The following is a 13392-nucleotide window of genomic DNA, read 5'->3' as shown; positions in this document are numbered from 1 at the left end:
CGGGGCTCGCAAAACCGGCTCACTCCTCGCGCTCACCGAACCAGCCTGGGCTCGCGACTGCGGGGCTCGCAAAACCGGCTCACTCCTCGCGCTCACCGAACCAGCCTGGGCTCGCGACTGCGGGGCTCGCAAAACCGGCTCACTCCTCGCGCTCACGCTGGCACCTCGGGAGCACCCATCGTCACGATGGTGAGCTCGCCGCGCAGCCGCCGCAGGGCGGCGCGTGCCTGGTCGCGGGTGCTTTCGTCGACGTCCCGCGTGGCGTACCGGGCCTCGCGGTAGACGTGCGCGAACTCCGCCAGCACGTCGGCGCTGACGATGGCCGGAATCCCGGCCGTCGGGTCGCCCCGCAACAGCCGGGTGACCAGGTCGGTCGGGGTGTCGCCGGGCAGGCGGGGAACGCCGGCCGCGGCGGCGGCCTCCTCGAGGCGCACCCAACAGGCGATCACCGCGACGCGGGGGTCGGTGTCCTGGTCGTCCAACTCCACCAGGCCGGCGTCCAGGGCGGCGACCACCTCGCGGGCGGTGCCCTCGGCGGTACGCCGGGCCCGTTGCGCCGGCAGCGCCCGGGTGGTGCGGCGCATGACGCCCCGAATCAGGATCCAGGTGAGGTAGCCCAACGCGGCGAGGATCGCCAGGCCGAGCAACCCGATCGCCACGGTGGCGATCCACTGCGGGATCTGCGCCTGGGTGGCCTCACCGGCGTCCCTCGGCTCCACCGGGAACGACGATGCCGGCTGCTCCGACGGGTACTCGGGCACCCAGGGAATGTTCTCCGCGGCCGGCGGGATTCGATTGGCCCCGATCGACGAGTGCGCGGAGGCCAGGGCCGCCCCGGCGAGCAGGGCGACGACCGCGCCCACCGGCCACCAACGCCACAGCAGGCCGAGCACCGGGCGCAGCACCCCCGGCTCGGCGGGCGGGGACGGCGTGGGCGGCCGCGTTCCACTCGTCATCGCCACCACCCCACGCGCATCTCAGTCCACTTCGGCCAACTGCTTGGCCCGGCCGAAGACGTCGTCCAGCATCCTCGGTGTCAGCCGCCCGGTGAAGGTGTTCTGCTGGCTCACGTGGTAACAGCCGAGCAATTCTGGTACGGCCACGCCGGACCAGTGTGCCCCATGCCCGAACGCCGGTCGCGGGCTGGGCGGGCGCTGCCCGTACACCTGGCGTAGCACTGGCCACCACGCGGCCCAGGCGAACGCGCCCAGCGCGACCACGACGCGCAGGGTGGGTCGGATCAGGGTGACCTCGCGGTGCAGCCAGGGCGCGCAGGTGTCCCGCTCGACCGGGGTGGGCTTGTTGTCCGGCGGCGCGCACCGGACGGAGGCGAAGATCCGCGTGTTGCGCAGGGCCAACCCGTCGTCGGCGGCGACGCTTGTCGGCTGGTTGGCCAGCCCGGCCCGGTGCAGGGCGGCGAAGAGCACGTCACCCGACCGGTCGCCGGTGAAGATCCGGCCGGTGCGGTTGCCGCCGTGCGCGGCGGGCGCCAGCCCGAGGATGCCGATCCGCGCGTCCCCGGGACCAAAACCCGGGACCGGGCGGCCCCAGTACTCCTGGTCGCGGAAGGCGGCCCGGCGGGTGCGGGCCACCTCCTCCCGCCACCGGACCAGGCGGGGGCAGGCGAAACAGTCACTGACGGCCGCGTCCAGGTCGGCCAGGTCCCTCGCCCGCGCGGAGCGGGCGACGACCTGATCCGGGGTACGCGACTCAGCCAAGCTTGGCCCGGAACAGTTCCAGGGTGCGTGCCCAGGCGCTGGCGGCGGAGCGCTGGTCGAACGCCTCCGGCCGGTCATCGTTGAAGAAGGCGTGCGCGGTGCCCGGGTAGTCGTAGAGGTGGCAGCTGCCGCCGGCCTCCTCGATGGCCCGGCGGGCGGTCTGCACGCCCTCGCCGGTCGAGGTGCCGTCCTCTTCGGAACAGTGGATGACCGCCGTCTTGCCGGCGTAGTCGGCCCAGTCGGGGCGCATCGACTCCCACGGGAGTACGGGATAGAAGCCGACGGTGGCGACGATCCGCTCGGAGAGCGTCGCGGACCACAACGCCAGGCTGGCACCGGCGCAGAACCCCACGGTGCCGACCTTACCGGTGACCTCCGGCCGACCGACGAGGTATTCGGCCGCGCCGGCGATGTCCTTCGCGGCCTCGTCCATCCGCATCGCCAGCAGCAGCCGCTGCGCCTCGTCGGGCTCGGTGGTGGTCTTGCCGTGGTAGAAGTCCGGGGCGAGGGCGACGAAGCCGGCCTCGGCGAACCGGTCCGCCACCGACCGGATGTGCGGGACCAGGCCCCACCACTCCTGGATGACGATGACGGCTGGGCTGGCCATGCCACTGGCGGGTATCGCGAGATACCCCTCGCTCGTGCCCCCGTTGCTGCGGTAGCTCACCATCTCGCCCATGGGCCGTCCTCCTAGCGGTCAGTCATCGTTGGCTGGTCGCCCAGTGGTCCTACGTGCCGGTAGCCTGCCATGCCGTGACCGCACCGGGGAAGATGCGGAAACAGTGGCATTCACCTCCTGTTTCCCTGCGACGGTGACCCCGCGCACGCTGATGGCGGCGGGGAAGCGTCCCCCGCCGCCATCGACGCTGGTGCCTGGTCTGCCGGTGCTCCGGTCAGGCCTTCTTGGTCAGGCAGAGCACATAGCCGGTCTTGCCCGAGGCGATGCTGGAGAAGACGTACCCCATCTCGTCTTCCTTGAAGAACTCGCTGCACGCGGTGTCGGCCTTGGCCTGGGCGGCGGTCTGCCCGTCGACCCGGCCGACCACGTTGTACGCCGCGTCGGTGGAGGTGCACTCGACGACCTTGGCGCCGCTGACCTCCTCCTGCTCGGTGCCGGTGACCTCGGGCAGTTCGGCGATGCAGTCGCCGGCCTTGGCGTCGGCGGTCTCGTCCTTGTTCAGGTAGCTGCCGATACCAAACTTCAGACCGGCGATGACGACGATCACGAGGATCGTGCCGATGATGCCGAGGGCCTTCTTTGCACCGGATTTCTTCGCCTCCGGCTCGACCGGGGACGGCGTCTCGACGGCCGGCTGGGGTGGTGCGGCGTCGGGCGCGGGGGGCGGTGCGACCTGCTCTGACAACGGGTTTCCTTCCGAGGGCTGGATGAGCAGACGACACCGTAACGATCATTGATTTTCGGCGCTGCCCCGCTCGCCTCGTCCGTTCAGCTATTTCCCAGCTTTCTGTGCACGAGCTGGTTTCCGGCGCGGCTCAGCTCGTCGCGGTCGGGGTCGGCACACCACTGGGCGTCATGGTGGGGCTCACCGTGGGTTGCCCGCTGGCCGCGCCGGACGGGTCCGGCGTGGTGGTCGGGCCAGGTGTGGCAGTCGGCTCCGGCGTGGGGCTGGGCGTCGTGAACGGGACCGCCGGTCCCGGGGCGCGGCGCCCGAAGGGCGCCTGGTCCGGGCAGTACGGGTACGGCCGCAGCAGCGGGTTGCCGTACTCGTCGATGCGGCCTTCGCAGTCGGGGTAGCCCAGGCGGATCGGGTTGCCGTTCTGGTCGAACAGCCGGGCGTTCTCCACCAGCCGACCCTCGCTGTCGTAGACGAAGACGTCCCGGACCCGGTCGTAGGGGCTGTTGATCGACGCCGGGTCGACGCCGTAGTCGCCGTAGCGCATCCGGTCCTCCGCCTGGATCAGGGCGGAGAGCGCGAAGACCACCAGCACGGCGCTGCCGGCCTGGAGCGCCGAGCGCGGCCAGCGGCTCAGCTGGCCGGCCCGACGGCCGAGCCAGATCGAGGCGAGCACGAAGCTGACCAACATGATCAGGCCGGCGAGCAGTTCACCGCCGAACCGGGGCAGCAGACCGAAGGTGCCCCCGGTGCTCATCACGGTGATCAGCATCGCCGCCAGGTAACCGCGCAGCACCCACCAGGCGGGTCGCAGCAACCGGAGGAAGTCGCTGGCCGTCTCGTACCCCAGGGCTGGGCCCAGGCCCGTGTCGATCACCCGCAGCCGGGCCCGGACCTTGGCCAGCGCGGTGGCGACCCGCTGGTCGAGGTTGCGCCCGCCGCCCGGGCCGACGCCGGCCGCGACGCGCAACTCGGCGGCGTACGTCTCGGGCTCGCCCAGCCGCTCCACGAGTGTGCCGTCGGCCTCCGCGGCCACCTCGGCGAGGTGGTCGGACAGGTCCTCGGTCAGCTCGTCGCGCCGCTCGGGCGGCAGGTCGGCCAGCGCGGCCCGGACCCGCGCCACGTAGTCGGTGATCTCCTGCTCCGTGACGGTCATGCCGCCAGCCCCCGATCGTCGAGCAGACTGTCCATGGTGGTGGCGAACGAGCGCCAGAGTTTGCCGGAGCGGGTCAACTGGTCACGCCCGGCGGCGTTGAGTGAGTAGTACTTCCGGTGCGGGCCCGATTCGCTCGGCACGACGTACGTGGTGAGCAGGCCGGCGGCGAAGAGGCGGCGCAGCGTGCCGTAGACCGAGGCGTCGCCGACCTCTTCCAGGCCGGCCTCGCGGAGCCGGCGCAGGATGTCGTAACCGTAGCCGTCCTCCTCCCGGAGCACGGCCAGGACGGCCAGATCGAGCACGCCCTTCAACAACTGTGTGGTGTCCACGCATTGCACACTAGTGTGCAATGCGAAGTAGCGTCAACGATTCGATCCCGACACGCCGGAGCGGGACGGCGCGCGGGACGGCGCGCGGATGGTGATCGACTCCAGGTCGGCGACCTGGGTGTGTCCGATGAGCCGGATACCGCCAGGTCGGCGAACTGGAGTCGATCGAACCCAGCTAGTTCGAGGGCTGCTGAAGGCTCCAGGCGATGCCGTCGAGGATGTCGTGCTCCGAGGCGACCACCGACGGCATCCCGGCCCGCTCCATGATCACGCGGAGCACCAGTGCGCCCGCGCCGATCACGTCAGCCCGGCCCGGGTGCATCACCGGGATCGTCAACCGCTGCGCGCTGGTCCGCCCCAGCAGGTCGGCGGTCACCTGGGCCACCGCCTCGTACGACACGCGGGCGTGGTGGATCCGCTCCGGGTCGTACTCGCGCAGGCCCTCGGCGATGGCGACCACGGTGGTGACCGAACCGGCCAGGCCGACCAGCGTGGCCGCGTCGCGGCCGGGCACCACGGCGAGCGCCCGGTCCACGGCGGCGGCGATGTCGGCCTGCGCGGCGTCGATCTGCTCCGGCGTCGGCGGGTCGCCGGGCAGGTGCCGCTCGGTCATCCGGACGCAGCCGATGTCCACCGAGACCGCCGCCCGCACACCACCGGCCCGGTCGCCGACCACGAACTCGGTCGAGCCGCCACCGATGTCGACGACCAGGAACGGCTCCTTCGCGTCGGCGGGCAACCCGCGGACCGCTCCGGTGAACGACAGTCGGGCCTCCTCGTCACCGGTGACCACCTCGGGCGCCACACCCAGGGTGCGCTGCACCATCTCGGTGAAGTCGGCGGCGTTGGCGGCGTCCCGGGACGCCGACGTGGCGCACATCCGCACCCGCTGGGCGCCGAGCTTCTCGATGTCGGCGGCGTACGACGCCAGCGCCACCCGCGTCCGCTCGATCGCCTCCGGCGCGAGTCGCCCCGTCCGGTCCACGCCCTGCCCCAGCCGGACGATCTCCATCCGGCGGGTCACGTCGGTCAGCGGCGCCTCCGCGCCAGCGGACGCGTCGGGCAGGTCGGCGACCAGCAGTCGGATCGAGTTTGTCCCGCAGTCGATGGCCGCCACACGCGTCGTCACCCCGCAACCCTACGACAGCGCACCGGCCGTGCTCGGAGGCGAGCCCACGCGCTCAGAGCCGCAGCAGCATCCGGGTGTTGCCCAACGTGTTCGGCTTGACCCGCTCCAGGTCCAGGAACTCCGCGACACCCTCGTCGTACGAGCGCAGCAACTGCTCGTAGACCGGCTGCGGCACCGGCGCGCCGTCGATCGCCCGGAACCCGAACGAGCCGAAGAAGTGGGTCTCGAAGGTGAGCACGAAGATGCGCGCCACGCCCAACTCCCGGGCCGCGTCGATCAACTCGCCCACGAGCCGGTGCCCGATCCGCCGGCCCCGGCAGGACGGGTCCACGGCCACCGTGCGGATCTCGGCCAGGTCCTCCCACATCACGTGCAGCGCCCCGCAACCCACCACGGCGCTGTCCTCGGCCCGGACCGCCACCCGGAACTCCTGCACCTGCTCGTAGAGCGTGACAGTGGCCTTGCTCAGCAGCCGCCGGTCGTCGGTGTAGGTGTCGACCAGCCGCCGGATGCCACGCACGTCCCCGGTGCGGGCCCGCCGCACCGTGATCTGATCCTCGGCCTGGGCTGTCATTCGGTCGGGGGCACGTCCACGCACGGGCCAGCCGCCCACCAGGGCTCGACCAGCGCCACCGTCTCGTCGCCGAACGGATTCACGCCAGGGCCGGCACCCAGCGCGTGCCCGAGATGCACGTGCAGGCACTTCACCCGCCCCGGCATCCCACCGGCGGAGATCCCGGCGATCTCCGGCACGTCGCCGATCGCCTCCCGCCGGGCGAGATAGTCCTCGTGCGCGGCCCGGTAGTGCGCGGCCAGCTCCGGATCCGTCGCCAGCCGGTCGGCCATCTCCTTCATCAGCCCGGCCGACTCCAGCCGGCTGCACGCCGCAGTGGCGCGGGGACAGGTCAGATAGAACAGCGTCGGGAACGGGGTGCCGTCGGCGAGGCGGGGCGTCGTCTCCACCACGTCCGGCAGGCCACACGGGCAGCGGTGCGCCACCGCCTGGGTGCCCCGGGGCGTACGGCCGAGCTGCGCCGCCACCGCGGCCAGGTCAGCCTCGGTGGCCGGCTCCCGCTGCGGCAGGGGTACGGAATCCGCCGCCGACTCCGACGGTGGTACGACAGTCACGGTGCCCATCTCTCCTGGTGCGCTGGTCGGTGGATCACTTACCCGGCTGCTGGCTGTCCGCCGCCTGCACGCTCGACCAGAGCGTGTCGTACCAGGTCACCGGGCCGGCCTCGGTGGCCGAGCCGGCCGACTTCCCGGCGTCGCGGGCAGCGCCCTCCGGGTCGTGCAGCACCACCATCATCTTCTCGCCCGGCCGGCCCATGAAGAACCGCTCCCGGGCCTTCGTCTCGATGTACGCCGGGTCCTTCCAGTTGGCGGCCTCGGCTTCGAGCTTGGCGATCTCTTCCTTCTGCACCGCCTGGGCCGCCTCCATCCGCTCGATGTCGGCCTGCTGGTCCAGGTAGACCCGCACCGGATAGGTGTAGGCCAGCGCGAGCGCGATCAGGACCGCGAACAGCACTGTCGCGCGGCCGGTGAAGCGACGGGGGTGGGGTGCGGCGAGCCGCTTGACGGCACCACCGGAGGCGGTGCGCCGGGCAGCGGCCGGACGATTCGCGGAGCGCACGCCCTCGGCGCCCCGGACCGCGCCCGGTGCCCGACCGGCGGCACCGCGCGGTTCGGCGCGTACGCCCGCGTCCCGGACGGACCCACGGGTGGCCCGGCCACCGCCCGGCCGGCCGGACTGACCCGGCCGGCGGGCGGGACGCTGACCACCCGGTGTGCGGCGCTGCTGCATCGTCACACCCCCTCCCCCGAGGCTTCTGCGCGTCTCAGGCCGAACGGTAGCGCGGGAACGCGCCCGCACCGGCGTAGCGCGCCGCGTCGGCCAGCTCCTCCTCGATCCGGAGCAGCTGGTTGTACTTGGCGACCCGGTCCGAGCGGGCGGGCGCGCCGGTCTTGATCTGACCGCAGCCGGTGGCCACCGCCAGGTCGGCGATGGTGGTGTCCTCGGTCTCGCCGGAGCGGTGGCTCATCATGCACTTGAAGCCGGCCCGGTGGGCCAGGTCCACGGCGTCCAGGGTCTCGGTCAGCGAACCGATCTGGTTGACCTTGACCAGTACGGCGTTCGCCGCCTTCTCCGCGATGCCGCGGGCGATGCGCTGCGGGTTGGTGACGAACAGGTCGTCGCCGACGATCTGCACCCGGTCGCCGATCGAGGCGGTAAGCGTCTGCCAGCCGCTCCAGTCGTCCTCCGCCAGCGGGTCCTCGATCGACACGATCGGGTACTCGTCGGCCAGCTTGGTGTAGTAGGTGCTCATCTCCTCGGCGGACTTCCCGGCACCTTCGAAGGTGTAGGTGCCGTTGTCGAAGAACTCCGTGGCCGCCACGTCGAGGGCGAACACGATGTCGGTGCCGAGCCGGTAGCCGGCCTTCTCGACCGCCTCGGCGATCAGGTCCAGGGCCGCCGCGTTGGTCGGCAGGTTCGGCGCGAAGCCACCCTCGTCGCCGAGCCCGGTCGACAGGCCCTTCTTCTTCAGCACCGACTTCAGCGCGTGGTAGACCTCCGCGCCGGAGCGCAGCGCCTCACGGAAGGTGGGCGCGCCGATCGGCGCGATCATGAATTCCTGGATGTCGACGTTGGAGTCGGCGTGCGCGCCACCGTTGAGGATGTTCATCATCGGCACCGGCAGCAGGTGCGCGTTCGGGCCGCCCAGGTAGCGGAAGAGGCTCAGCTCGGCGCTGCCGGCGGCGGCCTTGGCTACCGCGAGGGAGACGCCGAGGATGGCGTTCGCGCCCAGCTCCGACTTGCTGTCGGTGCCGTCGATGTCGAGCATCTTCTGGTCGATCAGCCGCTGCTCGCTGGCCTCGTACCCGATGATCTGGTCGACGATCTTGTCTTCGACGTTGGAGACCGCCTTCTCCACGCCCTTGCCCTGGTAGCGGCCGGCGTCACCGTCGCGCAGCTCGATCGCCTCGAAGGCGCCGGTGGAGGCGCCGGAGGGCACCGCGGCGCGAGCCACCGTGCCGTCGTCCAGGCCGACCTCGACCTCGACCGTGGGGTTGCCCCGCGAGTCGAGAATCTCCCGGGCGACGATTCCCTCGATGGTTGCCACTGAGTCGCTCCTCGTTGTTGTGATCCGGTCCGTGGGTGGGCCGCGACGGTGCGGCTGAGGCAGGTGTTGAACGCAGCGTATCGGGCGGCGCGAACGGGCACGGCGTCGCCCGCGCACCCGAGACGGTTCGCACTGACGGACATTCCCGGATTTCCCGGCCTCAACCGGCAACGGGTTTGCGCTGCGCCGACCAGATCCACCAGGCTGGTCGCCATGCCCGCCGCCTCGACCACCCTCCGCATGTTCGCCGTGTCGGTCATCGCGTCGCTCACGGTCACCGGCTGTCAGACATTCGAGGACGCCGGACGCGCCATGGGCCGTTCCGATCTCGTCAACGACCTCGCCGCCCGACTCGACCGGGCGCTGGAGTTGACCTACACGGCCGACTACCAGCTACCCGGTGGCCAGGCCGCCGCGATCGTGCAGGCGCAGGATCCGGCCCGCTCCGCGTACACCTATCCGGGCGGGCGGCTCACCGTCACCCCGGACGCGGTCACCCGGTGCGCGGAGACCGGCGGCCGCATGGCGTGCACGCTTGTCACACCCCCCACTCCGGGCACCAAGCCCACCGTGGCGCTCTTCGCCGAGGCGAACCAGCAGGGCCTGGTCACCCCACCAGTGGTGGTCGGGATGCTGACGGCCGCCGCGCTCGACCCGCAGGCAGTGATCAAGCAGAGCGACACCACCGTCGCCGGCCACCACGCCGCCTGCGTCGAGGTGCAGCGCGCCGACGGCGACTTCACCGCCTGCGTGACCACCGAGGGTGTGCTGGGCAGCTTCAGCGGCCCGGTCGACGGCAAGCCGACGGAGCTGGCGCTGAGTCGCTACAGCGAGACCGTGCAACAGGACGCGTTCGACCCGCCCGCCGGCGCCGGCGTGGTGGACCGGCGGCCAGGCGGCTCGTGACCGGCCCGAGCACGATCGCCGCCGTCCCGCCGCGCTGGCTCACCGGCGGGCACACGTCCGCCGGCCGTGATGGCCCACGGGCCTGGTGGATACCTCAGACGCCGAGCAGGGTGCGCAGGTGGCGCGGCGGCGGGCAGTCGTGGGCGAGCATCGCGTCGTGCCAGTCGCGGACCGACACCCCGTCCGGGCGGGCGGCGGCGATCTCGGCCACCTCGCTGTAGCCGACGAAGTAGGTGGAGAGCTGGGTGGAGGTGAGCAGCGCCCGGCGCCACTTGCCGGCAGCCTCGCCCTCCTCCTGGAAGCCACGCCCGGTCATCAACGCCATCGCCTCGGCCTCGGGCAGGTCCTCGGCGTGCACCAACTGGTCGAGCAACGCGTTGATGGTCATCCGTAGCTGCATCTTGAGCTGCTGCAACCGCACCGGCAGGCCACCGAAGCCGAGGCCCACCATCAGCTCCTCCGCGTACACCGCCCAGCCCTCGATGAACGGGCCGGACTCGGCCAGCGCCCGGACCCGGGTGCCACCGACGTAGCGGCGGGCGTGGGCCAACTGGAGGAAGTGCCCCGGCATCGCCTCGTGCACCGTCAGGTTGCGGATCATGTGGTCGTTGTACTCGCGATAGAACGACTCCACTCGATGCGCTGGCCATTCGGACGGGGTGGGCGCGATGCAGTAGAGGGTGGGCACGGCTGCGGTCTCCAGCGGGCCGGGCGCGTCGCAGTACGCCACCGCGACACCTCGGGCGAACTCCGGCATCTCCTGGATCACGCACCGGTCGTCGACCAGGGTGACCAGGTCGTGCGCGCGGACGAAGTCGGTCGCCTCGTCCAGGGTCACCCCGGCCAGCTCGACGATCGTCGCGTCGTCCGGGTGCTCGGCGGCGAGCACGTCCAGCGCTCGGCGTACCGCCGCGTCGTCGGCCGGGCCGCCGACCAGCTCGACGGCCGCCTCGCGGATCTCCGCGGTGACCCGGTCCAGGTTGGCCCAGGCGCGACGCTGGATCTCGGCGGCGCCCAACTCCGTGTCGAGGGTGTGCCAGAGCCGCGCCTCCCAGCGGCGGCGGCCCAGCCGGGGGTCACGCCCCGGGCCCGCGTCGGCGGCCAGGCCGGCGCGCAGCCACGCGACGAACTCCTCCAGCGCGGCGATCGCCGCCGTGGCCGCCGGCTCGACCCGGTCGAGGGCGCTCGGCGCCTGGGCGAGCAGCGGCGGCAGCTCGTCGCGGATCAGCGCGGCCGTGCCGGCGAACTGCCCGACCGCCGTCTCGGCGTGGATGCGGGGCATGTCCCGCAACGTCGCGCGGGCGGTCGCGAGGGCATCCGGTACGGCGGCGAGCCGGCCGGCCAGCTGCGTCAACCGCACCTCGACCGGGGCGTACGGGCGGGCCAGCAGCGGGTGCAGCAGCGGGCCGGGATTGTGGCGTAGCGGGTCCCACTCGTGCGACCGGATCTCGGTCAGCTCGAACAGCTCGCGGTCCACGAATGAGGTGAGAAGCGCGTGATCCACCTGTTCGTCGACGCCGAGCGAGTCCGGGTCCAACTCGGACAGTGCGTTGGCGGCGTCGGAGAGCATCGCCCGATCGGAGGCCAACGCGTCGGCCGACAGATCGGGAAGCCGGTCGTCGAACCGGTGATCCCCGGCAGAGGTGGCAACCCCCGGCCGCGTCTCCAGCAAAGCCTCGACAACCCGCTCCGCCAGAACCCCAAACTCTTCCACCCGGCCCACCCTACCGACCGCCCCCAGCCCTCCCGCCCATTCCGTCGATCATGAAGTTATTGCCGACCACCTCGGCGAGTCGTGGCAACAACTTCATGATCAACGCGGGTCTGGGGGTGGGGGTTCGGTTTTCCGGAGGGCTTGGGCCTGGGTCAGGGTTACGCGGCGTAGGGCTTCTTCGGGGTTCAGGTTTGCCTTGCGGGCTGTGGCGACCGTCGCTAGGAGGCTGGCGCCTAGGCGGGCTTCCTCGTCCGGCGCGTCGTCGGGTGCGGGGAGTGGGACGGTCAGGTTGGCGCGGGCGGCGCGGTCCAGGATCTGCGTGGCGAGAGCCAGGGCGGGCTGGCTCAGCGCGATGCCGTCCAGCACCGAGTCGCGCGCCTTCTCGGCCCGCTTGATCCGCTCCCAGTTCTCGGTGATCTCCTCCAGCGTGCCGGCCTCCGCGCCAGCGAAGACGTGCGGATTACGCCGGATCATCTTGTCGACCAGGCCACCGGCCACGTCGTCGATGGTCCACCGCTCGCCCTCGGGCAACTCCTCTGCGAGCCGGGCGTGCAGCACCACCTGGAGCAGCACGTCGCCCAACTCCTCGCGCAGCGCGTCGGTGTCGTCGGCGATGATCGCGTCGTACGCCTCGTAGCTCTCCTCCAGCAGGTAACCGGCGAGGCTGCGGTGCGTCTGGGCCCGCTTCCACGGGTCACCGCCCGGCGAGGCCAGCCGGTCCAGCACGGCCACCGCGTCGAGCAGCCGCGCGCCCGGCGGATCCCACGAGCCGTACATCAGCTCCATCTCGGCCAGCCCCGGCTCCCGGGCCAGCCGCAGGCCCAACTCCCGGGCCAACGACTCGTCGCCCGCGGGACCGGCCAACCACACGACCGTGCCGTGCGCCGCCACCGCGTCCAGCAGCGGCTGCGTCGCCGGGCCGTCCACCACTGTCACGTCGGCGCCCGCCTGGCGCATGGCCGTGGTCAACTCGCTCTCCGCGCCGGTCAGCACCGGGTGCTGGCGTACGACGTCCCAGGCAGCGGCCGTTAGCAGGCCGGCCGGCAGCCGGGGCGAGGTGACCAGCAGGACGATCCGTGCCGTCATGCTCAGCTGGCCGTGCCCTCGCCATGCGAGTCCGAGTCCGAGTGCGACGGCACCTCGCTGGGGGTGGAGATGTCCGTGACCGCGCCGGAGCCCGGCTCACCCAGCGGCACGCTGACCGCCGAGACGTCGCCGGAGAAGCTGAGCAGCGGGAACTCCAGCGGGCGGTACCGGGGGCTGACCGTCACGTCGTAACGCTCGACCGCCTCGGCCAGGACCCGCTTGGTCGCCAGCGCCCCGCGCAGCTGCTCGCCGTCGAGCTGACGGGCGGCGTCCTGATCGGACACCTCGGCCGGGATGTTGCCCCCCGCGCGGCCGGCGGCGATCACGTCGGTCATCTCCTGCTCGGTCGGCTCGACCTGGTCCTCCGGCAACCCGGACAGGCAGGTGAAGAGCTTGGCCATCTCCCGCACGTAGCCGGTCTCCGGGTTGAGGCCGAGCTGCTGGGCGGCCTGCTCGACAGCGACCTGGCTGCGCGGCTGGTAGCCCTCTTCGGCCGAGATCTGCTCGCACACGTTGGTCAGCACCATCACCCGGACCACGTCCGCCAGCTCGGGAAGCTGCGGCTGCGGCGCTGCGGGCTGGCCGCCGAGGCCGGGCTCCGGCGAAGCGGTCGGTGCCGGGTTCTTCGTCCGCAGATCGTTCATCGCGGCGGTGACCTCGCCGTCGGTGATGCGCTGGTCGCCGATGTAGGCGGCGATGCCCGGCTCAGCACGGCAACCGGAGAGGGCGACGAGGCCGAGCGCCACACTGGCGACGGCGACAAGACGGCGAGCACGCATGTCAGTCACTCTCTCACGTCGTCACCCGGCGATGTGACGGCCCCCACCCACGCCCAACCACCGACCAGGGCAATGTCGGCGCGACACCGCCCTGATCG

Annotated in this window: 15 protein-coding genes; 1 reads left to right on the top strand and 14 read right to left on the bottom strand. The window is 72.0% G+C overall.

Annotated features, from left to right (window positions below):
• Positions 1 to 152 precede the first annotated feature (152 nt).
• The 11 genes from ABZ780_RS08565 to eno all read right to left on the bottom strand — a co-directional run bounded on the left by ABZ780_RS08565 (position 153) and on the right by eno (position 8809).
• Complete coding sequence (locus ABZ780_RS08565; protein WP_357485271.1) at positions 153 to 956, bottom strand: DUF4129 domain-containing protein; 804 nt, start codon at positions 954 to 956, stop codon at positions 153 to 155.
• A gap of 21 nt (positions 957 to 977) precedes the next feature.
• Positions 978 to 1718, bottom strand: a complete 741-nt coding sequence (locus tag ABZ780_RS08560; RefSeq protein ID WP_357485269.1) for a uracil-DNA glycosylase — start codon at positions 1716 to 1718, stop codon at positions 978 to 980.
• Positions 1711 to 2397, bottom strand: a complete 687-nt coding sequence (locus tag ABZ780_RS08555) for a dienelactone hydrolase family protein (RefSeq protein WP_357485267.1) — start codon at positions 2395 to 2397, stop codon at positions 1711 to 1713. The genes ABZ780_RS08560 and ABZ780_RS08555 overlap by 8 nt, the downstream gene beginning before the upstream one ends.
• A gap of 214 nt (positions 2398 to 2611) precedes the next feature.
• Positions 2612 to 3082 (bottom strand): hypothetical protein, encoded by a 471-nt coding sequence (locus ABZ780_RS08550; RefSeq protein WP_357485264.1) that lies wholly within the window; start codon positions 3080 to 3082, stop codon positions 2612 to 2614.
• A gap of 130 nt (positions 3083 to 3212) precedes the next feature.
• Positions 3213 to 4229 (bottom strand): hypothetical protein, encoded by a 1017-nt coding sequence (locus ABZ780_RS08545; protein WP_357485262.1) that lies wholly within the window; start codon positions 4227 to 4229, stop codon positions 3213 to 3215.
• The gene (locus ABZ780_RS08540; protein ID WP_109820301.1) at positions 4226 to 4558 is read right to left on the bottom strand and encodes a PadR family transcriptional regulator; all 333 of its coding nucleotides are present in this window, start codon (positions 4556 to 4558) and stop codon (positions 4226 to 4228) included. The genes ABZ780_RS08545 and ABZ780_RS08540 overlap by 4 nt, the downstream gene beginning before the upstream one ends.
• A 175-nt stretch (positions 4559 to 4733) precedes the next feature.
• Positions 4734 to 5675 (bottom strand): Ppx/GppA phosphatase family protein, encoded by a 942-nt coding sequence (locus ABZ780_RS08535; protein ID WP_357485340.1) that lies wholly within the window; start codon positions 5673 to 5675, stop codon positions 4734 to 4736.
• A 64-nt stretch (positions 5676 to 5739) separates the two neighbouring features.
• Complete coding sequence (locus ABZ780_RS08530) at positions 5740 to 6261, bottom strand: amino-acid N-acetyltransferase (protein WP_357008975.1); 522 nt, start codon at positions 6259 to 6261, stop codon at positions 5740 to 5742.
• Positions 6258 to 6815 (bottom strand): DUF501 domain-containing protein, encoded by a 558-nt coding sequence (locus tag ABZ780_RS08525; RefSeq protein WP_357485259.1) that lies wholly within the window; start codon positions 6813 to 6815, stop codon positions 6258 to 6260. The genes ABZ780_RS08530 and ABZ780_RS08525 overlap by 4 nt, the downstream gene beginning before the upstream one ends.
• 34 nt (positions 6816 to 6849) lie before the next feature.
• The gene (locus ABZ780_RS08520) at positions 6850 to 7491 is read right to left on the bottom strand and encodes a septum formation initiator family protein (protein ID WP_357485338.1); all 642 of its coding nucleotides are present in this window, start codon (positions 7489 to 7491) and stop codon (positions 6850 to 6852) included.
• A gap of 34 nt (positions 7492 to 7525) precedes the next feature.
• Positions 7526 to 8809: a phosphopyruvate hydratase gene (eno, locus tag ABZ780_RS08515; RefSeq protein WP_357008981.1), complete on the bottom strand. Its 1284-nt coding sequence runs from the start codon at positions 8807 to 8809 to the stop codon at positions 7526 to 7528.
• 213 nt (positions 8810 to 9022) lie between these two features.
• Between eno and ABZ780_RS08510 the strand changes: the two genes are divergently transcribed.
• The gene (locus ABZ780_RS08510; RefSeq protein ID WP_357008984.1) at positions 9023 to 9715 is read left to right on the top strand and encodes a hypothetical protein; all 693 of its coding nucleotides are present in this window, start codon (positions 9023 to 9025) and stop codon (positions 9713 to 9715) included.
• 94 nt (positions 9716 to 9809) lie between these two features.
• On the opposite strand, the gene ABZ780_RS08505 is transcribed toward ABZ780_RS08510, so the two are convergent.
• From ABZ780_RS08505 to ABZ780_RS08495, 3 genes are all read right to left on the bottom strand, one after another.
• Positions 9810 to 11429: a DUF885 domain-containing protein gene (locus tag ABZ780_RS08505; RefSeq protein ID WP_357485257.1), complete on the bottom strand. Its 1620-nt coding sequence runs from the start codon at positions 11427 to 11429 to the stop codon at positions 9810 to 9812.
• Between the two features lie 99 nt (positions 11430 to 11528).
• Entirely contained in the window at positions 11529 to 12515 is a 987-nt protein-coding gene (locus ABZ780_RS08500) for a nucleoside triphosphate pyrophosphohydrolase (protein ID WP_357485254.1), read from the bottom strand.
• A 2-nt stretch (positions 12516 to 12517) separates the two neighbouring features.
• Positions 12518 to 13294 (bottom strand): hypothetical protein, encoded by a 777-nt coding sequence (locus tag ABZ780_RS08495; RefSeq protein WP_357008993.1) that lies wholly within the window; start codon positions 13292 to 13294, stop codon positions 12518 to 12520.
• Positions 13295 to 13392: the final 98 nt, after the last annotated feature.

The sequence above is a fragment of the Micromonospora sp. NPDC047467 genome, assembly GCF_040643095.1.
Taxonomy (GTDB): Bacteria; Actinomycetota; Actinomycetes; order Mycobacteriales; family Micromonosporaceae; genus Micromonospora.
Note: the sequence above shows the minus strand (reverse complement) of the source record. Positions and strands in the feature narration are given on the sequence as shown.

Excerpts from the sequence above, each read along its gene's own strand:
- ABZ780_RS08565 (WP_357485271.1), bottom strand. The coding sequence starts at position 956 with ATGACGAGTGGAACGCGGCCGCCCACGCCGTCCCCGCCCGCCGAGCCG.
- ABZ780_RS08555 (WP_357485267.1), bottom strand. The coding sequence starts at position 2,397 with ATGGGCGAGATGGTGAGCTACCGCAGCAACGGGGGCACGAGCGAGGGG.
- ABZ780_RS08545 (WP_357485262.1), bottom strand. The coding sequence starts at position 4,229 with ATGACCGTCACGGAGCAGGAGATCACCGACTACGTGGCGCGGGTCCGG.
- ABZ780_RS08530 (WP_357008975.1), bottom strand. The coding sequence starts at position 6,261 with ATGACAGCCCAGGCCGAGGATCAGATCACGGTGCGGCGGGCCCGCACC.
- ABZ780_RS08520 (WP_357485338.1), bottom strand. The coding sequence starts at position 7,491 with ATGCAGCAGCGCCGCACACCGGGTGGTCAGCGTCCCGCCCGCCGGCCG.
- ABZ780_RS08510 (WP_357008984.1), top strand. The coding sequence starts at position 9,023 with ATGCCCGCCGCCTCGACCACCCTCCGCATGTTCGCCGTGTCGGTCATC.
- ABZ780_RS08500 (WP_357485254.1), bottom strand. The coding sequence starts at position 12,515 with ATGACGGCACGGATCGTCCTGCTGGTCACCTCGCCCCGGCTGCCGGCC.
- ABZ780_RS08495 (WP_357008993.1), bottom strand. The coding sequence starts at position 13,294 with ATGCGTGCTCGCCGTCTTGTCGCCGTCGCCAGTGTGGCGCTCGGCCTC.